At 61.6% G+C, this 23,591-nt stretch carries 22 protein-coding genes and 2 pseudogenes; 18 read left to right on the top strand and 6 right to left on the bottom strand.

Features of this window, described 5'->3' with window-relative positions; all coding sequences use genetic code 11:
• The first annotated feature begins 78 nt into the window (after nt 1-78).
• From N2A41_RS06595 to N2A41_RS06570, 6 genes are all read left to right on the top strand, one after another.
• The gene (locus N2A41_RS06595) at nt 79-1,122 is read left to right on the top strand and encodes an aldo/keto reductase (protein WP_260110558.1); all 1,044 of its coding nucleotides are present in this window, start codon (nt 79-81) and stop codon (nt 1,120-1,122) included.
• 314 nt (nt 1,123-1,436) lie between these two features.
• Nucleotides 1,437-1,904, top strand: a complete 468-nt coding sequence (gene rpsF / locus N2A41_RS06590) for a 30S ribosomal protein S6 (protein ID WP_003547040.1) — start codon at nt 1,437-1,439, stop codon at nt 1,902-1,904.
• A 14-nt stretch (nt 1,905-1,918) separates the two neighbouring features.
• The gene (gene rpsR / locus N2A41_RS06585) at nt 1,919-2,167 is read left to right on the top strand and encodes a 30S ribosomal protein S18 (RefSeq protein ID WP_003547038.1); all 249 of its coding nucleotides are present in this window, start codon (nt 1,919-1,921) and stop codon (nt 2,165-2,167) included.
• 156 nt (nt 2,168-2,323) lie between these two features.
• Nucleotides 2,324-3,310: a DUF2232 domain-containing protein gene (locus N2A41_RS06580; RefSeq protein ID WP_017963712.1), complete on the top strand. Its 987-nt coding sequence runs from the start codon at nt 2,324-2,326 to the stop codon at nt 3,308-3,310.
• 22 nt (nt 3,311-3,332) lie between these two features.
• Nucleotides 3,333-3,911 (top strand): 50S ribosomal protein L9, encoded by a 579-nt coding sequence (gene rplI, locus N2A41_RS06575; RefSeq protein ID WP_162118496.1) that lies wholly within the window; start codon nt 3,333-3,335, stop codon nt 3,909-3,911.
• Nucleotides 3,912-4,283: 372 nt separating this feature from the next.
• Entirely contained in the window at nt 4,284-5,780 is a 1,497-nt protein-coding gene (locus tag N2A41_RS06570; RefSeq protein ID WP_026154092.1) for a replicative DNA helicase, read from the top strand.
• A 24-nt stretch (nt 5,781-5,804) separates the two neighbouring features.
• On the opposite strand, the gene N2A41_RS06565 is transcribed toward N2A41_RS06570, so the two are convergent.
• From N2A41_RS06565 to N2A41_RS06555, 3 genes and pseudogenes are all read right to left on the bottom strand, one after another.
• A complete protein-coding gene (locus N2A41_RS06565) occupies nt 5,805-6,107 on the bottom strand; it encodes an AzlD family protein (protein WP_260111116.1) in 303 nt (100 codons plus the stop codon).
• A pseudogene (locus N2A41_RS06560) lies at nt 6,104-6,809 on the bottom strand (AzlC family ABC transporter permease). Before N2A41_RS06560 ends, N2A41_RS06565 begins: the two are co-directional and overlap by 4 nt.
• Nucleotides 6,810-6,876: 67 nt before the next feature.
• A pseudogene (locus N2A41_RS06555) lies at nt 6,877-7,695 on the bottom strand (AraC family transcriptional regulator).
• Between the two features lie 188 nt (nt 7,696-7,883).
• Here N2A41_RS06555 and alr point away from each other — a divergent pair.
• Nucleotides 7,884-9,047 (top strand): alanine racemase, encoded by a 1,164-nt coding sequence (gene alr, locus N2A41_RS06550; protein WP_260110557.1) that lies wholly within the window; start codon nt 7,884-7,886, stop codon nt 9,045-9,047.
• A gap of 12 nt (nt 9,048-9,059) precedes the next feature.
• Here alr and N2A41_RS06545 read toward each other — a convergent pair whose 3' ends face one another.
• Nucleotides 9,060-9,695 carry a LysE family translocator gene (locus tag N2A41_RS06545; protein ID WP_026154091.1) on the bottom strand — a complete coding sequence of 212 codons (636 nt, stop codon included), beginning with the start codon at nt 9,693-9,695 and terminating at the stop codon, nt 9,060-9,062.
• Between the two features lie 234 nt (nt 9,696-9,929).
• Between N2A41_RS06545 and radA the strand changes: the two genes are divergently transcribed.
• The 4 genes from radA (at nt 9,930) to N2A41_RS06525 (ending at nt 14,506) form a co-directional block, all read left to right on the top strand.
• Nucleotides 9,930-11,330, top strand: coding sequence for a DNA repair protein RadA (gene radA, locus N2A41_RS06540; protein WP_026154090.1), 1,401 nt, complete (start codon nt 9,930-9,932; stop codon nt 11,328-11,330).
• A gap of 89 nt (nt 11,331-11,419) precedes the next feature.
• Entirely contained in the window at nt 11,420-12,046 is a 627-nt protein-coding gene (locus N2A41_RS06535; protein ID WP_017963702.1) for a CvpA family protein, read from the top strand.
• Nucleotides 12,047-12,194: 148 nt separating this feature from the next.
• Entirely contained in the window at nt 12,195-13,685 is a 1,491-nt protein-coding gene (purF, locus tag N2A41_RS06530; RefSeq protein ID WP_017963701.1) for an amidophosphoribosyltransferase, read from the top strand.
• A gap of 80 nt (nt 13,686-13,765) precedes the next feature.
• The gene (locus tag N2A41_RS06525; RefSeq protein ID WP_162118499.1) at nt 13,766-14,506 is read left to right on the top strand and encodes an SDR family NAD(P)-dependent oxidoreductase; all 741 of its coding nucleotides are present in this window, start codon (nt 13,766-13,768) and stop codon (nt 14,504-14,506) included.
• 9 nt (nt 14,507-14,515) lie between these two features.
• Here N2A41_RS06525 and N2A41_RS06520 read toward each other — a convergent pair whose 3' ends face one another.
• A complete protein-coding gene (locus tag N2A41_RS06520; RefSeq protein ID WP_260110556.1) occupies nt 14,516-15,265 on the bottom strand; it encodes a glycoside hydrolase family 25 protein in 750 nt (249 codons plus the stop codon).
• Between the two features lie 353 nt (nt 15,266-15,618).
• On the opposite strand from N2A41_RS06520, the gene cysS reads away from it, so the two are divergent.
• From cysS to rarD, 7 genes are all read left to right on the top strand, one after another.
• On the top strand, nt 15,619-17,010 hold the full coding sequence (gene cysS, locus N2A41_RS06515; RefSeq protein ID WP_260110555.1) for a cysteine--tRNA ligase: 1,392 nt from the start codon (nt 15,619-15,621) through the stop codon (nt 17,008-17,010).
• A gap of 208 nt (nt 17,011-17,218) precedes the next feature.
• Entirely contained in the window at nt 17,219-17,695 is a 477-nt protein-coding gene (locus N2A41_RS06510) for a GFA family protein (RefSeq protein WP_162118502.1), read from the top strand.
• A complete protein-coding gene (locus N2A41_RS06505; protein ID WP_222384689.1) occupies nt 17,692-18,180 on the top strand; it encodes a GFA family protein in 489 nt (162 codons plus the stop codon). The genes N2A41_RS06510 and N2A41_RS06505 overlap by 4 nt, the downstream gene beginning before the upstream one ends.
• Nucleotides 18,177-18,653 carry a GFA family protein gene (locus N2A41_RS06500; protein WP_170256720.1) on the top strand — a complete coding sequence of 159 codons (477 nt, stop codon included), beginning with the start codon at nt 18,177-18,179 and terminating at the stop codon, nt 18,651-18,653. The genes N2A41_RS06505 and N2A41_RS06500 overlap by 4 nt, the downstream gene beginning before the upstream one ends.
• Nucleotides 18,650-19,612 carry a prolyl aminopeptidase gene (gene pip, locus N2A41_RS06495; RefSeq protein ID WP_222384688.1) on the top strand — a complete coding sequence of 321 codons (963 nt, stop codon included), beginning with the start codon at nt 18,650-18,652 and terminating at the stop codon, nt 19,610-19,612. Before N2A41_RS06500 ends, pip begins: the two co-directional genes overlap by 4 nt.
• Nucleotides 19,613-19,799: 187 nt before the next feature.
• Entirely contained in the window at nt 19,800-21,416 is a 1,617-nt protein-coding gene (gene cimA, locus N2A41_RS06490; RefSeq protein WP_162118506.1) for a citramalate synthase, read from the top strand.
• 202 nt (nt 21,417-21,618) lie between these two features.
• Nucleotides 21,619-22,530 carry an EamA family transporter RarD gene (gene rarD / locus N2A41_RS06485; protein ID WP_260110554.1) on the top strand — a complete coding sequence of 304 codons (912 nt, stop codon included), beginning with the start codon at nt 21,619-21,621 and terminating at the stop codon, nt 22,528-22,530.
• A 78-nt stretch (nt 22,531-22,608) separates the two neighbouring features.
• Here the strand turns inward: rarD and N2A41_RS06480 are convergent, their stop codons facing one another.
• On the bottom strand, nt 22,609-23,541 hold the full coding sequence (locus tag N2A41_RS06480) for a hypothetical protein (protein WP_260110553.1): 933 nt from the start codon (nt 23,539-23,541) through the stop codon (nt 22,609-22,611).
• Nucleotides 23,542-23,591: the final 50 nt, after the last annotated feature.

Here is a 23,591-nt window from a genome sequence, read left to right as displayed (position 1 = left end):
GCTCTTGCGCTCGGCCAAATCCAGCCTAGATTTGCCCGGACCTCCCCAAGGCTTTCACCTCTCTCCCAAGGTTTTTCCATGAAGTACAATTCACTAGGCCGCACCGATATTTCCGTTTCAGAGATTTGCCTTGGCACCATGACCTGGGGCTCGCAGAACAGCGAAGCCGATGCGCATGCGCAGATGGACTACGCCGTCGACAAGGGCGTCAATTTCTTCGATACGGCCGAGCTTTATCCAACCACCCCGGTTTCGGCCGCGACACAGGGCTGGACCGAAGACTATATCGGCAGTTGGTTCAAGAAGACCGGCAAGCGTGGGGATATCGTGCTCGCCACCAAGGTCGCAGGCCGCGGCCGCGACTATATACGCGGCGGCGAAGGTGCCGATGCGAAAAATATCCGCCTAGCGCTCGAGGCCAGCCTGGCGCGGCTAAAGACCGATTACGTCGACCTCTACCAGATCCACTGGCCGAACCGCGGCCATTTCCATTTCCGCCAGAACTGGAGCTACAATCCCTTCAACCAGGATCGCGACAAGGCCGTCGCCAATATGCTCGACATCCTGGAAACGTTCGGCGCGCTGGTGAAGGAGGGCAAGATCCGCGCGATCGGCCTTTCCAACGAAACCACCTGGGGCATACAGAAATACCTGACGCTTTCCGAACAGAAGAGCCTGCCGCGCGTTGCCAGCGTCCAGAACGAATATAATCTGCTCTACCGTCATTTCGACCTCGATCTCGCCGAGCTCTCGCATCACGAGGATGTCGGGCTGCTCGCCTATTCGCCGCTCGCCGGCGGCATCCTCTCCGGCAAATATATCGACGGCGGCAGGCCGAAGGGTTCGCGCGGTTCGATCAACCACGATATCGGCGGCCGCCTGCAGCCGCTGCAGGAGCCGGCGACCAAAGCCTATCTGGAGATCGCGGCAACCTTCGGTCTCGACCCGGCAGCCATGGCGCTCGCCTTCTGTCTGTCACGTCCCTTCATGGCCTCGGTCATCATCGGTGCGACGTCGATGGAGCAGTTGAAAATCGATATCGGCGCGGCCGACATTACGCTTTCGAACGAGATCCTGGCGGAAATCGCCAAGGTGCACCGGCAGTATCCGCTGACGCTTTGATCCTATTTGTTTTGCGCCGGCCCGATGCCGACCATGGCCGGCAACGGGTTCGGGTGTTCGATTGCGCTTGCCTTTGCCCAAAAAATCCGTATAAGCCGCCCTGTTCGTTAACCCGGTCTTCTGGCTGGTGGCTGAACGGAGGGCCGGTTTCCTCATGGAAATCGTTCGGAACGGAAGCGTTCCAGCCTCCCGTGTCTCCGCTCTCGACCGTCTCGGAAACGCTTTCTTGCCTGGGTCCGCCCAATCAGGAGCAGTCGTTGAGGCTTAGCCGCCGAATATCGGGTTGAACCAAACGCAAGAAAGGCAAAGCTGTCATGGCTCTTTATGAACATGTATTCCTTGCCCGGCAGGATATTTCCGCTCAGCAGGTCGATGCCCTCGTAGAACAGTACAAGGGTGTGATCGAAGCGAATGGCGGCAAAGTCGGGCGTATCGAGAACTGGGGCCTCAAGTCCCTCACCTACCGCATCAAGAAGAACCGCAAGGCGCACTACGCCCTGATGGACATCGATGCACCGGCTGCTGCCGTCCAGGAAATGGAACGTCAGATGCGCATCAGCGAAGACGTTCTTCGCTACATGACGATCGCCGTCGAGAAGCATGAAGAAGGTCCGTCTGCCATGATGCAGAAGCGCGACCGTGACGACCGTCCGCGTGAAGGCGGCCGTGGCCCGCGTGAAGGCGGCTTCGGTGATCGCGACCGCGGCCCGCGCCCGCCGCGTGAAGGTGGCTTCGGCGACCGTGACGACCGTCCGCGCCGTCCGCGCGAAGACCGTGTATAAGGGAGATCTGAGATATGTCTGAAACTTCCTCAGCTCCGGTCCGCCGCCCGTTCCATCGCCGGCGCAAGACCTGCCCGTTCTCCGGCGCCAACGCGCCGCGGATCGACTACAAGGACGTACGCCTGCTGCAGCGCTACATTTCCGAGCGCGGCAAGATCGTTCCGTCCCGCATCACGGCCGTTTCCCAGAAGAAGCAGCGCGAACTCGCCCAGGCGATCAAGCGCGCCCGTTTCCTCGGCCTGCTTCCCTACGTCGTCGCCTAATCGGTCGACGCCAACACCTTTGAGGGAAGGCATTCGTGCCTTCCCTTCTCCCTTCCGCGATGGGCGCGGATCGGAACTCTTAAAACCCATGTTGAGACGTTTCTGAATTTGATTCAGCAACATCCTCTAACTGCTTGATGAAGCAGGACAGCGACCTTGAAACGACCGAACATTAGAACGCTGCTGATCGGCGCACTCGCCGGATTGACCGCCGCCCTGCTGGTGCTGGGCGCGAGCATGCAGCCGTCGTTTTTCAGCGCGCTCCTCTATACGGCATCGGCGCTGCCGATCCTGATTGTCGGGCTCGGCTGGGGCAATGCCGCCGCGGTCTCGGCCGTCGTCACCGCTGCAGCACTCGGCGCGATCTTGATCTCGCCGTCCTTCGCGCTGATTATGACGCTGGTGACGCTTCTGCCGGCCGGTTGGCTCAGCCATCTCGCCAATCTGGCGCGTCCGGCCTCCGAACTCGGCGGCCCCGACCATCTGCTTGCCTGGTATCCGCTCTCCGATATCCTGCTGCATCTCTGCGGGCTGGTGACGCTCGCCGTCATCGTCATCGGTGTGATCATCGGCTACGGGCCTGAGATCACCGATCCGATCGTCGACTTGCTGATCACCTCGGTCAAGCAGCAGCAGCCGGAGTTCATGCCCGATCCGGCAGCGACCGCACAGACCAAGTCGCTAATCCTGCTGATGCTGCCGGCTTTGCAGGGCGGCATGTGGGTCAGCATGCTGTTTGCCGCCTATTATTTCGCCGTGCGCATCGTTGCCGCGTCCGGCCGCGGCCTTCGTCCGCGCGAGGACATTCCCTCGTCGCTGCGGATGAACCGCAACTCGATCTTCATCTTCCTGGCCGGGCTTGCCGCCTGCTTTTTCGGCGGCGTTCCGGCGCTGGTCGGTGCGACCTTGATCGGCACCTTCGGTGCCGGCTTCATGCTCTCCGGTTTCGCCTCGCTGCATTTCCGCACGCGCGGCAAGGACTGGCGCATACCGGCTCTCATCCTCAGCTACCTGGCCTCGATGCTCATGCTGCTGCCAGCTCTCCTCATCCTCGTCCTCGGTCTCAGCGATACGCGGAAGGCGATCGCGCTGACCCCGACGAAAGATGCTGATGCCCCCAACCAATCCGATACGAAAATCTGAGACACAAGAAAGGAAAAAGAAAATGGAAGTCATCCTTCTCGAACGCATCTCCAAGCTCGGCCAGATGGGCGAAACCGTAAAGGTTCGCGACGGCTTTGCCCGTAACTACCTGCTGCCGCTCGGCAAGGCGCTGCGCGCCAACGCCGCCAACAAGACCCGCTTCGAAGCCGAGCGCGCGACGCTCGAAGCCCGCAACCTCGAGCGCAAATCGGAAGCCCAGAAGATCGCCGACGTTCTCGACGGCAAGTCCTTCATCGTCGTGCGTTCCGCCGGCGAAACCGGCCAGCTCTACGGTTCGGTTGCTGCCCGTGACGTCGTCGAGATTCTCGGCGCCGAAGGCTTCAACATCGGCCGCAACCAGGTTCACCTCAACACGCCGATCAAGTCGATCGGCCTGCACAAGGTCGAACTGCAGCTGCATGCCGAAGTCGAAATCCACGTCGAGCTGAACGTTGCCCGTTCTGCCGAAGAGGCAGAGCGCCAGTCCAAGGGCGAAGAACTCACCTCGGTCGACGCGATCTACGGCGTCGACGAAGACGCGCTGCGTCCGGAAGACTTCTTCGATCCGGAAGCTGACGGCGTCGACGAAGACGAAGCATAATTTCGCCGGAGCGATCCGCGAGAGGAAAGCCCGGCCACCGCGCCGGGCTTTTTCGTTTTCACCCCCTCGATATGAGCAGCCGATCGGGTCGCTTTTTTAAGGGGATTTTCCGGATGTTTTTGCTGCGTGCCTTATCGCATCACGCTAAAATAACATTCTCCGAAACGGATGGGCTGAGTCGCCGCCATACCGTGTCGTGCGGGTGACACTGCCAGTATTTCTCCTTTGTGTCGCCCGAGACTGTGGAGAAGTCGAACAACGTGCACAGCGTTCAGGATTTAGGCGAAGCGAGCCCCCGCTCCTTTCGTAGCCTCTTGATTTTCGCGTCCGGAATTGCAACTCCGGAGCTGGAAAAAGACAGAACGGATGATGATGAACGACGCCGCTCGAAAGATTGCAGCCGTTGCTCCGGCGGAGCAGCATTATCGCGAAGCACCCAACAATATCGAAGCCGAGCAAGCGCTTCTGGGTGCGATCCTGATGAACAACGACGCCTATTACCGGGTGTCGGACTTCCTGAAGCCGATCCATCTCTATGAACCGCTGCACCGGAAGATCTTCGAGGTTGCCGGCGATATCATCCGCATGGGCAAGATCGCCAATCCGGTGACGATCAAGACCTTCCTGAAGGCCGACGAGAAGGTCGGCGACATGACGGTTTCGCAATATCTGGCGAGCCTCGTCAGCAATGCCGTCACCGTCATCAATGCCGAGGATTACGGCCGGGCGATCTACGATCTGGCACTGCGCCGGGCGCTGATCACCATTGGCGAGGACGTCGTCAACATTGCTTATGACGCGCCGCTCGACATGCCGCCGCAGTCGCAGATCGAGGATACCGAACGCCGCCTCTTCGAACTGGCGGAAAACGGCCGCTACGATGGCGGCTTCCAGGCCTTCAACGATGCGGTTGCGCTGGCGATCGACATGGCGGCCGTCGCCAAAGAACGTGACGGCGGGCTTTCCGGCATTTCCACCGGCATCCATTCGCTGGATTCCAAGATGGGCGGCTTGCAGCGGTCGGACTTGATCGTGCTTGCCGGACGCCCCGGCATGGGCAAGACCTCGCTTGCCACCAACATCGCCTACAATATCGCCGCCGCCTACGAAGGCGAAGTCCAGTCGGACGGCAGCATGAAGGCGAAGAACGGCGGCGTTGTCGGCTTCTATTCGCTCGAAATGTCGTCCGAACAGCTTGCCACCCGTATCATCTCCGAGCAGACGGAGGTCTCCTCCTCGAAGATCCGCCGCGGCGACATCAACGATGCCGATTTCGAAAAGCTCGTCGCCTGCTCGATGATGATGCAGAAGGTGCCGCTCTATATCGACCAGACTGGCGGTATCTCGATCGCCCAGCTTTCGGCCCGCGCGCGCCGTCTGAAGCGCCAGCGCGGCCTCGACGTGCTTGTCGTCGACTACATTCAGCTGATGACCGGCTCGGGCAAATCCAGCGACAACCGCGTGCAGGAAATCACCCAGATCACCACCGGCCTCAAGGCGCTCGGCAAGGAGCTGAACGTTCCGATCATCGCGCTGTCGCAGCTCTCGCGTCAGGTCGAAAGCCGCGACGACAAGCGGCCGCAGCTGTCTGACCTTCGCGAATCCGGCTCGATCGAGCAGGACGCCGACGTCGTGCTCTTCGTGTTCCGCGAGGAATATTACGTCAAGAATTCGGAGCCGCGCGACATCCACGATCCGAAATATCCGGAATGGGAAGCGCTGTTCGACAAGGTGAAGGGCACGGCCGACGTCATCATCGCCAAGCAGCGCCACGGGCCGACGGGCACGGTGAAGCTCGCCTTCCAGGCGGAATTCACGCGCTTTGCCGATCTCGCCGATCCCTCCTTCACCCAATATGAGGAACATTGACGCGGTATTGCCGCGTCAATTTCTTTAGAGACCCACAGCCCTCAATAGGGTGACCGTTGCGATGCCAACCACGACGCTCGCGAGCATCGGCAGGCGGGGTGCTGCGATCGCCGTTATCGCGCAGGCCAGCGTCTCCGCCCAGCCGGTCGCAAAGGCGGTCGGGGCGATGACGGCCATCAGCACGGCCGGCGGAATGGCCTCGATCGCCGTTCTCCGGCGCTCATCCATCTCGACATGGCGGATCAATACCAGGCCGCTGACACGGGTGAGGACCGTTGCGGCGGTCATTGCGAGGATGGCGATCAATGTGTTGAGATCGAGCGTCATGCCGCCTGCTCCCGCGCCCCTGCCCTGCCAGAGGGCCGTTGCCAGCCCGGCCAGCGCACCGGCGGCGATATACCAGACGCCGGGCACCAAGTGGTGGACCGCCACGGATGCGACACCGCTTGCAGCAAGGACCGCGCCGGTTTCCGGCCCCTTCCAGAAGCCCATGACGAGCACGACGAAGACAGCCGGAAAGGCGAAGTCGAGGCCGATAACGGCAGGGTTGCCGAGAAAGGCGCCGAGCAGTGCGCCTGTCAGCGACGAGCCGACCCAGGTGAGATAGAAGGGCGTGACGATACCGGCATACCAGGCGGGCGTCAGCCGCGTGCTGCCGGCGCGGAATTCCGCCATGGCCCAGAGTTCATCGGCAAGGAAGAGCATGGCGATATAGCGTTTGACGCCGGAGAAGGACTGCATCTTCGTGCCGATCGACGCGCTCATCAGCACGTGGCGGATATTGACCAGAAGGGCCGCGAAGCCGACGCCGACCCAGCTTACCGGATGCGTCCAGATGTCCATGGCGACGAATTGCGAACCTCCTGCGAAGACAAGCGCGCTCATCAGCGTCGTTTCCAGCGGTGAAAGGCCCTTGGTGGCGGCGACCGCGCCGAAGACCAGACCGATCGGCGGGACGGCGACAACAAGAGGAAAAATGGCACGCGTTCCGGCAATAAATTCGCCGGATCGCCGGCTGTGCTGCAACATGGCAACCTCCTGATTGGGATCGCGCAGGCTTAGCCCAGCCCGAAACGGCAGTATTGAACAAAAGTGATCAGCCCGTGCGGAATTGGCCGGGTGTCACGCCCGTGCGTGCTTTGAAGTGCCGTGTGAAATGCGCCTGGTCGGCAAACCCGCATTCGAGCGCGATGTCGGCCGGCGCACGCCCCTGCCGCAGCAGCCGGCGCGCCACCTGCACGCGCCGATCTGTCAGGAAGGCGTGCGGCGATGTGATATTCCTTGCTGAAAGCGCGGATGAGGTGCGCGCGACTCAACCTCGCCACGCCGGCCAGTTCATCGAGGCCGACATCGCTGTCGAAATTCTCGATCAGGTAGTCGCGGGCGCGAGCGACCGCGCTACGCTCCTGCGTATCGATAGGAACGATGATGGCGCTGCCGTGGCGCGCAAAGATCGCCGCCAGCACCGAGAACATGCTCTCATCGGATTCCAGCGCGCCTGCGCCACTCTCGAGCGTTCGATGAGCGGCGTGAAAGGCATTGGCGAGTTGCGGATCGCGTGGAAGCCCGCCGGCGAAGGACGGCGTTGCATGAAAGGCCTTGCCGGGACATCCTCCAGAATATCGACGAACAGCTTCATGTCGGGATAGATCATGCGGTAGCGGTAGCCCTCGCCGCCGGGAGCACCGTCATGGACGACGCCGGGATCGATCAGATAAAGGTCGCCAGGCCCGGTTTCCTCCCGCCTGCCGCTGAGGGTGGCGATCTGGCTGCCGCTTTCTATCGTGCCGATGCTGAAGGTATCATGCGCATGCGGCGCATATTCATGCGTCAGGAAGGTGGCGCTCAGGCACTCCATGTCGCGGAAGCGGCTGTCCCGCCAGAAGCGGGCCGATTCAACATTGGCAAGCGGCATGGCCTCCGCCGCCCCTCTCTGCGATACGTTCTGCATCCAGCGAGATTAGCGCGGAAGCCTGCATGCGTCTTGAACAAAAGTGATCGTGCAACAGGCAAAGGATGGTATGTGCCCGCTTCCGCTTTTTCTTGGCCACAATGCTCTCTAGACTGGGCGAGGTGGTTTCCTTCGATTCTCTACGGCGATTCATGACAGATTTTCCTATCCCCTTCGAAGACGACGATCTTTTCGCTTCCGCAGGCCTGCGGCTGACCGTCGACCTGACCGCCCTGACGGAGAACTGGCGCGACATGGCGCGCCGCTCCGGCGCGGCGCGCGCCTCGGCGGTCGTCAAGGCCGATGCTTACGGCATGGGCATCGAGGATGCCGGCGAAGCGCTGTATATGGCCGGCGCCCGCGACTTCTTCGTCGCGACCGTCGACGAGGGCGTAACACTTCGCCTCTATGCGCCCGAGGCGCGCATCTTCGTGCTTTCCGGCATCTGGCCGGGCACCGAGCGGCGCTTCTTCGACAATGATCTGGTGCCGGTGATTTCCTCCGACGAACAGCTCGCCTTCTGGATGGCGGTGCTTGCAGATTACGGCGACTACCCCTGCGCGCTGCATGTCGATACCGGCTTCAATCGGCTCGGACTGCATATCGACGATGCGATCGCGCTCGCCGACGACGTCTCGCGGCCGGCGAGCTTCGCGCCCGTGCTTGTCATGAGCCACCTCGCCTGCGCCGACGATCCCGCCCATGCGATGAACCGGCAGCAGCTCGAATCATTCCACAGGGTTAGCGCCGCCTATGAAGGCATCGATTCAAGTCTTGCCGCCTCGGCCGGCATCTTTCTCGGTGAGGATTATCACTTCGACCTGACCCGCCCCGGGATCGCGCTCTATGGCGGCGAAGCGGTCAGCGGCATGGCAAACCCGATGCGGCCGGTCGCGACAGCGGAAGCGCGCATCATTCAGGTGCGCAGCGTCAAGGCCGGCGAGACCGTCAGCTATGGCCGGGCGCTGCAGCTTCGCCGCGAAAGCCGGCTGGCGATCGCCTCGGCCGGCTATGCAGACGGCTACATGCGCAGCCAGTCGAGCGGCGGCGTGCCGCTGCGCCATGTGGTGCCGCAAGGCGGGCAAGGTTTCATCGCCGGACAGAAGGTGCCGGTTGCCGGCCGGATCACCATGGACCTGACGATCTTCGATATCACCGACCTGCCTGACAATGCCGTGCGCGCCGGGGATTATGTCGAACTGTTCGGGAAGAACATGCCGGTGGACGATGTGGCGCGGGCATCCGGCACGATCGGATACGAGATCCTGACCAGCATGGGGCTCCGCCACGAGCGGCGCTACGTGGCCGAGGAATAACGGCCGCCATGTTCAGCGGCTGCTGAGGGCGAGACGGACGCCGAGCGCGAGGAAAAGCGCACCGAGGCCGCGATCGAGCCAGAGTCCGATTTTTTGATTATGCCTGATCGCGTCAGCAAGGCGCCCTCCGAGAAGGACGAGCGGTGGTTCGATGAAGGCGGCAACGACGATGATGAGCCCGCCATGCAGCAGGAGTTGGGCCCATGCCGGCCCTGCCCCTTCTACCACGAATTGCGGCAGGAAGGCCAGGAAGAATATCGCCACTTTCGGATTGAGCAGCGACACCAGAATTCCCTGTCGGTAGATCCTTGCCACCGGCAACCTTTCACCGACGGCCTTTATCAGGCCATCGCCGCCACCGGAGCGCAAAGCCTGAATTCCGAGCCAGACGAGATAGGCGGCGCCGATCCATTTGACTGTCGAGAAGGCGACTGCGGAAGCCGCAAGTATGGCCGAGAGGCCGAGTGCCGCCATCAGAACATGCAGGCAGGCGCCGGACCAGACGCCGAACAGCGCCGAAAAACCGGCGCGTTTTCCGCTTCTCATCGTGTGACCGAGGATGAAGGCGATGTCGGGACCGGGCGAGAGATTGAGCAGAACTGCCGCCGACAGAAATGCAAACCAGTGCGCAAACGAATAATCGAACATCTTCACCATTCCCGGACTACAGCGCCGCGTGTCTTTTGAGACGCGCAAAGGGCGCCGCAATACTTTCAATCTCGCATCGGCCCGATGCGCCAGAGGCAAAGGATAGGCACGGGTGCGCTGATGGGGAAATCATTAGTTTTGATCCGTCGCGACAGCCATTATCTCAAGCGCGATATTGATTCGATGAGGCGGCGCGTCTGCTTCACTTGGAAACCCGGACTGAAAGAGTAATTGATGGCGAAGGCCAGGACACAATTCATTTGCCAGAGTTGCGGCACGGTTCATAACCGCTGGGCTGGCAAATGCGAGAACTGCGGCGAGTGGAACACCATCGTCGAGGAAGACCCTATGGGTGGGATCGGCTCCGGTCCCGGCAAGACGCCGAAGAAGGGCCGGCCGGTGGCGCTGACGGCGCTCTCCGGCGAAATCGAGGAGGCGCCACGCATCCATACCGCCATGCCGGAGCTCGACCGGGCGCTCGGCGGCGGCTTCGTGCGCGGGTCGGCGGTGCTAATCGGCGGCGATCCCGGCATCGGCAAATCGACGTTGTTGATGCAGGCAGCCGCCGCCCTTGCGCGGCGCGGCCACAAGATCATCTACGTCTCAGGCGAAGAAGCCGTGGCGCAGGTCCGGCTGCGGGCGCAACGCCTTGCGGCGGCCGATACCGACGTGATGCTGGCGGCCGAAACCAATGTCGAGGATATTCTGGCGACGCTCGCCGAGGGCAAGCGGCCGGACCTCGTCATCATCGATTCCATCCAGACGCTGTGGAGCGAACTTGCCGAATCCGCGCCGGGAACGGTGACGCAGGTGCGCACCGGCGTCCAGGCAATGATCCGTTTCGCCAAGCAGACGGGGGCAGCCATGGTGCTCGTCGGCCACGTGACCAAGGACGGGCAGATCGCCGGGCCACGCGTCGTCGAGCACATGGTCGATGCCGTGCTCTATTTCGAAGGCGATCGCGGCCATCACTACCGAATTCTGCGCACTGTCAAGAACCGCTTCGGCCCGACCGACGAGATCGGCGTCTTCGAAATGTCAGACAAAGGCTTGCGCGAAGTCGCCAACCCCTCGGAACTCTTCCTTGGCGAACGCAACGAGAAATCGCCGGGCGCTGCCGTATTCGCCGGTATGGAGGGCACGCGTCCCATTCTCGTCGAGGTGCAGGCGCTGGTAGCGCCGACCTCACTCGGCACGCCGCGGCGCGCCGTGGTCGGTTGGGACTCGGCACGGCTGTCAATGATCCTGGCGGTGCTGGAAGCCCATTGCGGCGTCAGGCTCGGCCAGCACGACGTCTACCTCAACGTCGCCGGCGGTTACCGCATCTCCGAACCGGCGGCCGATCTTGCCGTCGCCTCGGCGCTCGTTTCCTCGCTTGCCGGTATTGCCCTTCCCGCCGATTGCGTCTATTTCGGCGAAGTCAGCCTGTCGGGCGCCATCCGGCCGGTTGCGCACACCGCCCAGCGCCTCAAGGAAGCCGAGAAGCTGGGTTTTTCTGCAGCACTGCTTCCATCCGCCTCCGCCGAACTGCCGAAAGGCTCCGGCGGGCGCTGGAGCGAAGTCGGAAGCCTGCCGGATCTGGTCGCGCGCATCGCCGGATCGAAGGGAGCGCTGCGTGTGGAAGACGAGGTTTGATCCTTTCATTGCCGAGAGTGGTGATGATATAGGAGCACACGATAAGGCACGACACGGCCGCCAAGCGGCAGTCCTGGAGTTGAATTTACATGCCCATTACGATTTTCGACGGTATTGTCATCGGCGTCGTGCTCTTCTCCGCCGTGCTGGCGATGGTCCGCGGCTTTTCGCGCGAGATTCTTTCGATCGCAAGCTGGGGCGGTTCGGCCGCGGCTGCCTATTACCTTTATCCGTACCTGCTGCCTTATGCGAAGAAATATACGGATGACGACCGTATCGCGATCGTCGGTTCGGCAGCGGTCGTCTTCCTGATCGCGCTGATCGTCATCTCCTTCATCACGATGAAGATCGCCGATTTCATCATCGACAGCCGTGTCGGCGCGCTCGACCGCACGCTCGGCTTCCTGTTCGGGGCGGCGCGTGGCGTGCTGCTCCTGGTCGTTGCCGTCGCCTTCTGGAATTGGCTCGTCGATGTCGACCACCGTCCGGCCTGGGTCAATGAGGCGAAGTCAAAGCCCTTCCTGGATTCGATGGTCGTGAAGCTGAAATCGGTTCTGCCGGAGCAATTTGCCCAGATGATACCGGAAAGCATCCGTGATAAGCTGCAGCCACCGGCACAGGGCGCTGGAGGCACCACTCCGCCGACGGGCGACCAGGCTCCGGCGGAAGACGCACCGACCGCGCCGGCAGGCGGCGCACAGCAGCCGGCGAATTGACACAGTGTTCAAGAGCTTGACCCGCCTTCCGGCAGTTGCCATTTGAGCGGAACATGAAATGAGGGTCCGGCCGGGCATTCCAGCTCCGCCGGGCTCAGCTGTTTCTGGAAATGCCGATCCATTCTTGTGAGAGCAGAGGCCCGCAGAAATGAACCAGTCCCATTCCTTCCCGACCGACGATCCGCTCGACGGAGATACGCTGCATGAAGAATGCGGGGTTTTCGGAATTCTGGGACATCCCGATGCCGCCGCGCTGACAGCTCTCGGCCTGCATGCCTTGCAGCACCGTGGACAGGAAGCGGCCGGCATCGTCTCCTTCGACGGCAAGCGCTTTTATCAAGAGCGCCACATGGGCCTCGTCGGTGACCACTATACCAATCCGATGACGCTTGCCCGCCTGCCCGGCAGCATTACGATCGGTCATACCCGCTACTCGACAACCGGCGAAGTGGCCATGCGCAACGTCCAGCCGCTCTTTGCCGAATTGGAAGAAGGCGGCATCGCCATCGCCCATAACGGCAATTTCACCAACGGCCTGACGCTGCGCCGCCAGATCATCGCGACCGGCGCCATCTGTCAGTCGACCTCCGACACCGAGGTCGTCCTTCACCTCATCGCCCGCTCCCGTCACGCTTCGACATCCGACCGCTTCATCGACGCCATTCGCCAGATGGAAGGCGGCTATTCGATGCTCGCCATGACGCGCACCAAGCTGATTGCCGCGCGCGATCCGACCGGCATCCGCCCACTCGTCATGGGGGAATTCGACGGCAAGCCGATCTTCTGCTCGGAGACCTGCGCACTCGACATCATCGGCGCCAAGTTCATCCGTGACGTTGAGAACGGCGAGGTCATCATCTGTGAAATCCAGCCCGACGGCTCGATCAGCATCGATGCGCGCAAGCCCAGCAAGCCGCAGCCGGAACGCCTCTGCCTGTTCGAATATGTCTATTTCGCTCGCCCGGACTCGGTGGTCGGCGGCCGCAACGTCTATACGACGCGCAAGAGCATGGGCATGAACCTCGCCAAGGAATCGCCCGTCGATGGCGACGTGATCGTGCCGGTGCCGGATGGTGGGACGCCGGCAGCGCTCGGCTATGCCCAACAGAGCGGCATTCCGTTCGAATACGGCATCATCCGCAACCATTATGTCGGGCGCACCTTCATCGAGCCGACGCAGCAGATCCGCGCCTTCGGCGTAAAGCTGAAGCATTCGGCCAACCGGGCGATGATCGAAGGCAAGCGCGTGGTGCTGGTTGACGATTCCATCGTGCGCGGCACGACGTCTCTCAAGATCGTCCAGATGATCCGGGAAGCCGGCGCGCGCGAAGTCCATGTCCGCGTCGCAAGCCCGATGATCTTCTTCCCGGATTTCTACGGCATCGACACGCCTGACGCAGATAAGCTGCTGGCAAACCAATATGCCGATGTCAAAGCCATGGCCAAATACATCGGCGCCGATTCGCTCGCCTTCCTGTCGATCGACGGCCTCTATCGCGCCGTTGGCGGCGAGGACCGCAACCCGGCCCGGCCGCAGTTCACCGACCATTATTTTACCGGCGACTATCCGACCCGCCTGCTCGACAAGAACGGCGAGTCCATGGGCAACAAGATTTCGATGCTTGCCAGCAACGGCTGACACGGCGCGCCGGCTTTTCCATTGTCCCATCCCGAGGGGTTCAATCGAACCCCTCTCCCTTCGTGAGGGAACACGGCATCATGAATATCAATCTTGAAGGCAAGATCGCACTCGTCACCGGTGCGTCGCGCGGCATCGGCTATTTCACGGCGCTGGAACTTGCCAAAGCCGGCGCCCATGTGATTGCCTGCGCCCGCACGGTCGGCGGGCTCGAGGACCTCGACGATGCGATCAAGGCTGTCGGGGGCACGGCAACACTCGTGCCCTTCGACCTTGCCGACATGAATGCGATCGATGCGCTCGGCGGCTCGATCTTCGAGCGCTGGGGCAAGCTCGACATCCTCGTTGCCAATGCCGGCGTGCTCGGCGTCATTTCGCCGATCGGCCATATCGAAGCGAAAGTGTTCGAGAAGGTGATGACCATCAACGTCACCGCGACATGGCGGCTGATCCGCTCGGTCGACCCGTTGTTGGCCCGCTCGGATGCCGGCCGCGCGGTGATCATCTCGTCGGGTGCTGCCCACAAGTGCCGCCCCTTCTGGGGCGCCTATTCCGCTTCCAAGGCTGCGGTCGAAGCGCTGGCACGCACATGGGCCGGCGAGAGCCAAAGCACACCGCTGCGGGTCACCAGCGTCGATCCGGGGGCGACACGCACGGCGATGCGGGCGCAGGCAGTGCCGGGCGAAGATCCGCAGACGCTGCCGCATCCCTCCGAGGTCGCAAAGGCAATCCTGCCGTTGCTCGGGCCTGGTGTGACGGAGACGGGCAAGCTGTTCATCATCCGGGAGAACAAGCTCGTCGATTATCGCCTACCGGAATAAGCTTGACGTTCAGTTCGCTGCAACGGCTGGAAACAGCTGCGCCAGGCCCGTTTCCGACGGGCATAGCGCATTCAGGTCAACCGGTCCCTGGATGCCGTCCAAGGTGCCGTTATCGGCAAATTGCCAGATCGACCAACGACTGCACTCTTCCTGCCTCGGCTCTCTGAACACGCTGCGCAGCCACAGATAGTGGTCGGGGAAGCGTGATTCATTGCCTTTCAGATATTGATCGAAGAACTCCTGCGTGACGTAGAAAATAGGCTTTTCCGGAAAAGTGCCGTTCAGCTCGGTGAAAAAGGCGTTCACCTCGGCAACCATTTCCTCGAGCGTCGGGATCTTGTTGCAATTGCCGACAAACTCCAGATCGACGGCGATCGGCAGAGTTCCCTGCTCCTTCGGCACGGTCGCCAGGACATTCTGCGCCTGATCCTTGCCCGGGCGGCAGAAGGTGAAGAAATGATAGGCGCCCCTGACCACTCCAGCATCTCCAGCGCGCTGCCAGTTGTCGGCGAACTTGGAATCCCAATGGTCTCCGCCTTCGGTCGCCTTCATGAAGGCGAAACGGACATTCGGCTGCGCGGCAACAACCTTCCAATCGATATCGCCCTGGTGATGGCTGACATCGATGCCTTGGATTGGATAGTTGCTAAGAGAGGGGTTGTTGAAGCGAAGCATCCCGAAATCGTATGCGAAATATGCAGCGAATGCGACCACCAGAACCGCAGTCGCTCCGATCGTCGATCGCGCAAGTCTCCGCATCCCTTCCCCCTATTTTCAACAGCTTCTCAACTGGCTATGCGAGATTTGTGCTCCGAAAATGGCGGACGAATTTCAAGGAGCGCGCTGATCGGTTTCAAAGACGTTGGTTGCTGAAATCGATTCACCGGATAGATGGATCCCGTTGCCGCTGGATCGCTCTTCGCCCCTTGACCGGAAGCACGAACCGGGCCATAAAACGCGCCATGAAAACGGTTATCTGCATTATCTGCCGGAAGATTATTCGCTAGCGCGAGCGCTGGCCCGGCCGTTTTCGTCTCCCAAATAGTCAAGATGCGAAACGCCCCGGTCCGCCGGTCGCACTATTTTTCTGATCGTGCATTTGGGAGAGTGAAATGGACGCGACGCCGGAACTGAAGCTGTACAACACGCTGACACGGGAAAAATCTGTCTTTTCGCCGATCGATCCCAACAATGTCCGCATGTATGTCTGCGGCCCGACCGTCTATGACTTCGCTCATATCGGCAATGCCCGGCCAGCCATCGTCTTCGATATGCTGTTCCGGCTGCTGCGCCATGTCTATGGCGAAGACCACGTCACTTATGTCCGCAACATCACCGACGTCGACGACAAGATCAATGCGCGGGCGCTTCGAGACCATCCGGGCCTGCCGCTCAATGAAGCGATCCGCGCGGTCACCGAAAAGACGGAGACGCAATATCACGCCGATGTCGCCGAACTCGGCTGCCTGGAGCCGGGCTTCGAGCCGCGCGCCACCGACAATATCGTCGAGATGACCGAGATCATCGAGAAGCTGATCGGCAACGGCCATGCCTATGTCGCATCAGGGGAAGTGCTGTTCGACACCAAATCCATGGCGGATTACGGTCAGCTTTCGAAACGTCCGCTCGACGAGCAGCAGGCCGGCGCCCGCGTCGCCGTCGACGCGCACAAGAGGAACCCAGGTGATTTCGTGCTCTGGAAGCTGTCGAGCCACAGCGAACCCGGCTGGGAGAGCCCATGGGGCCGCGGCCGGCCCGGTTGGCACATCGAATGCTCGGCGATGAGCAAGCGTTATCTCGGCGATATCTTCGACATTCATGGCGGCGGGCTGGACCTGATCTTCCCGCATCATGAAAACGAGATCGCCCAGTCGCGCTGCGCGCACGGCACCGAGGTGATGGCGAATGTCTGGATGCATAACGGCTTCCTGCAGGTCGAAGGCCGCAAGATGTCGAAATCCGAAGGCAATTTCATCACCATCAACGAGTTGCTTCAGACGGAAATCTTCGGCGGCCGCAGATGGCCGGGTCAGGTGCTGCGCCTTGCCATACTGATGACGCATTACCGCGAGCCGATCGATTTTTCGATCAAGCGACTGGAAGAAGCCGAACGTCTGCTCGCCAAATGGCCGGCGGCAGAAGCCGGCGATGCGCCGCCCGATGAAACCGTGCTGAACGCGCTTTCCGACGACCTCAACACCGTCGCGGCGGTGCAGGCATTGCATGCGCTGGCGCAGGCTGCCCATGCGGATTCCGCAGCCCGCGCCGTCTTTGCCGCAACGGCCGACCTTCTGGGCCTGCTGCCGAAAAAGATGGAGATCGACGAAGCCGTCGCATCGGCGGTCGATGCGCTGGTCGCGATGCGGCTCGAAATGCTGAAGGCGAAGAACTTCCCCGAGGCTGACAAGATCCGCGACGAACTGACGGCGAAGGGCATCCAGTTGAAGGATGGCAAGGATCCGGTGACCGGCGAGCGGGTGACGACCTGGGAGGTCAAGCGGTGAGAGTGGCGTGTTGGGATAAGACCCCTCCCCAACCCCTCCCCACAAGGGGGAGGGGCTACGGTGCCGCGCTGCTCCGATGCGAGATCACCACGACCGCAAACATTCGAGGCGGAAGCGAAGGCGGTGCCACGAGAGAGCCCTCCCCCTTGTGGGGAGGGTTGGGAGGGGTCTTGGCGCCTAGGCTGAAATCCCAAGGGAGACATACTCGATGACGACCTATACAGGCGGCTGCCAATGCGGAGCGATCCGTTTTCGCGTCAGCGGCGACATCAAGGATTCGTCGATCTGTCATTGCCGCATGTGCCAGAAGGCGTTCGGGGCTTATTATGCACCGCTGGTCTCGGTGCGCGGCGCCGATTTCGAATGGATACGTGGAGAGCGGAAAAAATTCCGCTCTTCCAACTTTGTCGAGCGCGGCTTTTGCGGCGATTGCGGCACGCCACTCACCTATGAGGCGCCGGATGGAATAGCGATTGCCGCGGGCGCCTTCGACGATCCCTCGGCATTTCCGCCGGTGGTCCAATTCGGGATCGAAGGCAAGATCGGTTTCGTCGATCATCTGCACGAATTGCCGGGGCACCGAACGGAGGAGGATGCGCAGGCTGCTCCCTTCCTGCTTGAGCTCGTCTCCCAACAGCATCCCGATCACGAGACGCAGGTATGGCCACCCAAGGAGCTCGGATGACGGCGGAATCAGACAGAAGCGGCGGGTGCCAGTGCGGCGCGGTGCGCTACCGCGCCAAAGGCGAACTCGGCTATCCCCATCTTTGCCATTGCCGCATGTGCCAGAAGGCGGCCGGTAATTATTTCATGCCGCTTGCCGCCGCGATGCGGAGCGATTTTACCCTGACGCGCGGCGCACCGAAATGGTTTCAGTCCTCGGATCTGGTGCGGCGCGGCTTCTGCGGCGATTGCGGCACGCCGCTGTTTTATGACATTCCGGAAGCGGAATTCATCAATATCACGCTCGGCTCACTGGATGATCCCGATGCGATCAAGCCGGTGATGCAATCGAACACCGGCCGCAAGATGTCCTGGTTTCATACGCTCGACGGCCTGCCGCTGGAACCAGAGGCTGAAACGCGCGATCGCGGGAACGCGATCGCGGCAAGCAACCATCAGCACCCCGACCACGACACGAAAAGCTGGCCCCTCGGAGAAACCTCATGACGGACACGATAAAAACAGGCGGATGCCAGTGCGGTGCCGTGCGCTTCCGCATCTCGGGCAGACTGGGGCGACCCTCGATCTGCCATTGCCGCATGTGCCAGAAACAGTTCGGCGGCTTCTTCTCGGCGCTCGTCACCGCGCCTGAGGAAGGGATGGAGTGGACACGTGGCGAGCCGAGCTACTTCCAGTCCTCGGTCAATATCGACCGCGGCTTCTGCAGCAATTGCGGCACGCCGATGACCTATCGTCATCCGGGCGGGCTGGAGCTTGCGATCGGCACTTTCGACGACCGCAGTGACCTCGCACCGCTGATCCAGGTCAATTACGAGGCCCGCCTGCCCTGGGTCGAGGAAATCTTCGAGGCGCCGGTGCTGAAGGATCAGGATTTCTACTCACGACAGGAGGCGATCATCTCCTTCCAGCATCCCGATCACGACACCGAAGTCTGGCCCACGAAAGGCGTGAAGATATGACCGAGATACTGCGCACGCTCTATCCCGAAATCGAACCTTATGCTTCCGGCCATCTCGATGTCGGCGACGGCCATGTGATCTATTGGGAGCGCTCGGGAACGCCTGGCGCCAAGCCCGCCGTCTTCCTGCATGGCGGCCCGGGCGGCGGCATCTCGCCCGCCCATCGCCGGCTTTTCGATCCCGCTCTCTACGACGTCATGCTGTTCGACCAGCGCGGTTGCGGCAGGTCGACGCCGCATGCGGAACTCCGTGCCAATACGACCTGGCACCTCGTCGCCGATATCGAGCGGCTGCGCGAGATGATAGGCGTCGACAGCTGGCAAGTGTTCGGCGGCTCCTGGGGCTCGACGCTGGCGCTCGCCTATGCCGAGACGCATCCGGAGCATGTCTCCGAACTCATCCTGCGTGGCATCTATACGCTGACCAAGGCCGAGCTCGACTGGTACTACCAATTCGGCGTCTCGGAAATGTTCCCTGACAAGTGGGAGCGGTTCATCGCTCTCATTCCTAGGGAAGAGCGGCATGAGATGATGCATGCCTATCATCGTCGCCTGACGCATGAGGACAAGAATGTGCGCCTCGCGGCCGCGCAGGCCTGGAGCATCTGGGAAGGCGAAACGATCACGCTGCTGCCGGAACCTTCGACGAGCTTCAAATTCGAGGAGCCGGAATTCGCCTATGCATTTGCTCGCATCGAGAACCATTTCTTCGTCCATGCCGGCTGGATGGACGAGGGACAGTTGATCCGCGATGCTGGCAGGCTCAGGGACATTCCCGGCGTGATCGTGCATGGCCGCTACGACATGCCCTGCCCGGCCAAATATGCCTGGCTGCTGCACAAGGCCTGGCCGACGGCGGAGTTCCACCTGATCGAGGGCGCGGGCCATGCCTATTCGGAGCCTGGGATTCTCGATCGGCTGATCCGGGCGACGGATAGGTTTGCGGGGAAGAAAGACTGATGTCGCACGCTGTGGCTAACCCCCTCTGCCCTGCCGGGCATCTCCCCCACAAGGAGGGAGATCGGCTGGGCGCAAGCTCCTTGCCAGAGCCTCGATGGTCTGCACCACAGCTCAGCGGATTTCCGATCTCCCCCCTTGTGGAGGGTAAGTCCCGAATAAAAGCAGTCAATGCCTGGGAGGCATCGTGGTGACTAAGGAAAAAATCTACCTCTTCGACACGACGCTCCGGGACGGGCAGCAGACGCCCGGCATCGATTTTTCCGTCGAGGACAAGATCGCGATCGCCGCCATGCTGGACGAATTCGGCATCGATTACGTCGAGGGCGGATATCCCGGCGCCAATCCGACGGATACCGCCTTCTTCAGCGAGAAACGCACCAGCCAAGCCAGTTTCGTCGCCTTCGGCATGACGAAGCGGGCGGGCGTTTCGGTCTCCAACGATCCCGGCATTGCCGGGCTGCTGCAGGCGAAATCCGACGCCATCTGTTTCGTCGCCAAGAGCTGGGATTATCATGTCGCGGTAGCGCTTGGCTGCACCAATGAGGAAAACCTCGAATGCATCGCCGAAAGCGTCAAGGCAGCGGTTGGCGCGGCCAAGGAGGCGATCGTCGATTGCGAGCATTTCTTCGACGGCTTCAAGGCCAATCCGGCCTATGCGCTCGCCTGCGCCAAGACGGCCTATGAGAGCGGCGCCCGCTGGGTCGTGCTCTGCGACACCAATGGCGGCACACAGCCGCCGGAGGTGCGGGCCATCGTCGAGGCGGTGATCGCCTCAGGCGTTCCCGGCCACTGTCTTGGCATCCATGCGCATAACGACACCGGACAGGCAGTTGCCAATTCGCTTGCCGCAGTCGAAGCCGGCGTCCGGCAGATCCAGGGTACGCTGAACGGCATCGGCGAGCGCTGCGGCAATGCCAATCTGGTGACGCTGATCCCGACGCTGGCGCTGAAGAGCGCCTACAACACACGTTTCGAAACGGCGATCGATGAGGAGCGGCTGCTCAACCTCACCCGGCTCTCGCATGCCTTCGACGAGCTGCTCAACCGCTCGCCCGACCACCAGATGCCCTATGTCGGCGCCTCCGCCTTCGCCACCAAGGCCGGCATCCATGCATCGGCGCTGATCAAGGACCCACGGACCTACGAACATGTGCCGCCGGAAACCGTCGGCAACTTCCGCAAGGTCATGGTCTCCGACCAGGGCGGCAAGGCGAACTTCATCAATGCGCTGAAACGGCGCGGTATCGCGGTCGCCAAGGACGATCCGAAGCTCGACCTGCTGATCTCCATCGTCAAGGAACGTGAATCCATCGGCTATGCCTATGAGGGCGCGGATGCGAGCTTCGAACTGCTGGCCCGCCGCACGCTCGGCACGATCCCGGAATTCTTCACCATCGAAGGCTTCCGCGTGATGATCGAGCGCCGCTTCGACAGTCTCGGCCGCGTGAAGATCGTCTCGGAGGCGGTGGTCAAGATCACCATCGACGGCCAGACGCTGATGTCGGTTGCCGATGCCGAAGGCCCGGTCAACGCGCTCGACCTCGCGCTACGCAAGGATTTCGGCAAGTACCAGCACGAGATCGACGATCTGGTGCTCGCCGATTTCAAGGTGCGTATCCTCAATGGCGGCACCGAGGCGATCACCCGCGTGCTGATCGAATCCACCGACAGCGACGGCGTGCGCTGGTGGACGGTCGGCGTCTCCGAGAACATCATCGACGCTTCGTTCCAGGCTTTGATGGATTCGGTCATTTACAAGCTGATGAAGAACCGGCAGCTGGCGGGCAAGATCGCGGCGGAATAAATCTATTCCGCCGGCCCGGCGTAAAAACCCCAGCCCGAATACCATTCGCTTCCTTCGGACGCCGCCCTCCACCGCAGGGCGCCGGATCATCGCGTCGTCTCCCGCTTCAAATCCTCTCACCCTTCATTCAACGAAATGAATTGGCCTATTCACGGCGCTTAAGCTAGGCCGGATCAGAAGAAGAACAAAGATGGAAACACCGATGTCGACCGATGCATCCGTTCCTTTGGCCAAGAACGAAGACAGTCCGCGCGGGTTCGCCTTCGCGCTGACGGCCTACCTGCTCTGGGGCTTCCTGCCAATCTACATGAAGGCGGTGGCGCATATCTCGCCGGCCGAGGTGATCGCCCATCGGATCGTCTGGTCGCTGCCGCTGGCGGGCATTGTGCTGATCGTGCTCGGTCGCACGCAAGACATCCGAACGGCACTCGGCTCGCCGCGCATGCTGGCGATGGCGGCGCTGACGGCGTCGCTGATCACCGTCAACTGGGGCACCTATGTCTGGGCGATCGGCGCCGGCCATTCGCTCGATGCAGCACTCGGCTATTTCATCAATCCGCTGTTCAGCATCTTCCTCGGCGCTATGTTCCTCAAGGAAAAGCTGCAGCCGCTGCAGATCGCGGCGATCGCGCTTGCGGCGCTTGCCGTCGCCATTCTCGCGCTGGACAGCGGCGGCATCCCGTGGGTGGCGCTGACGCTGGCGATCAGCTGGGGGTTCTACGCCCTGTTGCGCAAGACGCTGCCGCTCGGGCCGAACCAGGGCTTCTTCCTCGAAGTGCTGATCCTCAGCGGACCGGCCCTCCTCTACATTCTCTATCTCGAATTCGGCGGCCAGGGCCACCTCTACCGCACCGGTCTTGCCGACACGACCCTGCTGCTCGGCTGCGGCGTCATCACCGCCGTGCCGCTGATGATCTATGCGAACGGCGCCAAGCTGTTGAAACTCTCGACGATCGGCATCACGCAGTATATCGCGCCGACGATGATCTTCCTGATCGCGGTCTTCGTCTTCCACGAGCCATTCGGCACGGCGCGCATGATCGCCTTCCCGCTGATCTGGGCGGGGTTGTTCCTCTATAGCTGGTCGATGCTGAAGGGAAGCCGCGGGCGTTAGCTGCGGGCTTTTCCTGGCCACACCCAAAGCATGTAGTCGGTGCTCCGTAACGATCCATCAAAGCAGGAGCGTGTTGGCTCAAAGCCAGGACACCAGCGCCGTGCGGACAAGGATTCCCGCCAATGCGCTCACGATGGCAACGCCTGCCACCGACCGGAGCGCTGGCACCGAAGCGATAAGGATGGAAAGACCAGGAAGGTCGAGAGCGTTTACCAGAAATGCGGATCCGCGAATTATTTTCTCAGGCTGAAGACGTAGCTCCTTGTGGACGTCGAGTAACAGGGTGACCGCTGCACTTGATCCTGCCAGGCACTTTGTGAGGAAGAACAGGACATCCTGCTGCGAAGCGCTGAGCAACTGAAGCAATGGCAGCGCGACGGACGTGAAGGCCGAAAGTGCGCCTGTGGTTTGGATAAGCCTGACCATTAGAAGTGAGATCACCAGCACCGGCAGGATTGCAGAAATGGCCCGAACGGCGTCTGCGCCACCGCGGTTGATCGCCGTCAGCAGATCGAGCCTTGCGGCGACGGGCTCATCCGCCTTGTAACAGGAACAGATCTGTCCAGACTGGAAACGGAGCCCAACCAGCCAGCAGGCAAGAGTGGAGGCCACAAGCGCTCCGCAAATACCGTTCACGATGATCAAGCCGGGATCGACACCGAGACTTGCGAGCGGAAAACTGGCATTTGCCGGCGCGGCCGCAAGCACCGCGGCAAAGGCAGCGGCCCGACATCTCTCCGACGTCCCCTTGTGCGCCATGAGCGACAGGGCCGAGACCGGGGCAGCCGAACTGACGAGGCTGAGCTGGATAATCGCCAAGGCTCCGAAACCGTCCAGACCAAACAATCCGAAGAGCGGATTGGCCCTGCCGGCGATCCATCGCAATGCGCTAATGCCTTCGAGATAGCGCATCAGCGAGAAGGTCACGATCATCAACGGCAGAAAGGTGAATATCGCGATGTCGACGGCACTTCGCCCGGCATCCAGAATGGCGGTGATCAGAATTGTCATGGAACGAGTGGCTTGGTGGCGGCGCCGGACTTGCAGCGGACTAACGGAGG

The organism is Rhizobium sp. SRDI969 (assembly GCF_025152725.1).
Classification (GTDB): Bacteria; Pseudomonadota; Alphaproteobacteria; order Rhizobiales; family Rhizobiaceae; genus Rhizobium; species Rhizobium leguminosarum_I.
The sequence above is the reverse complement of the archived record's forward strand: the minus strand, read 5'-3'. Positions and strand labels throughout refer to the sequence as shown.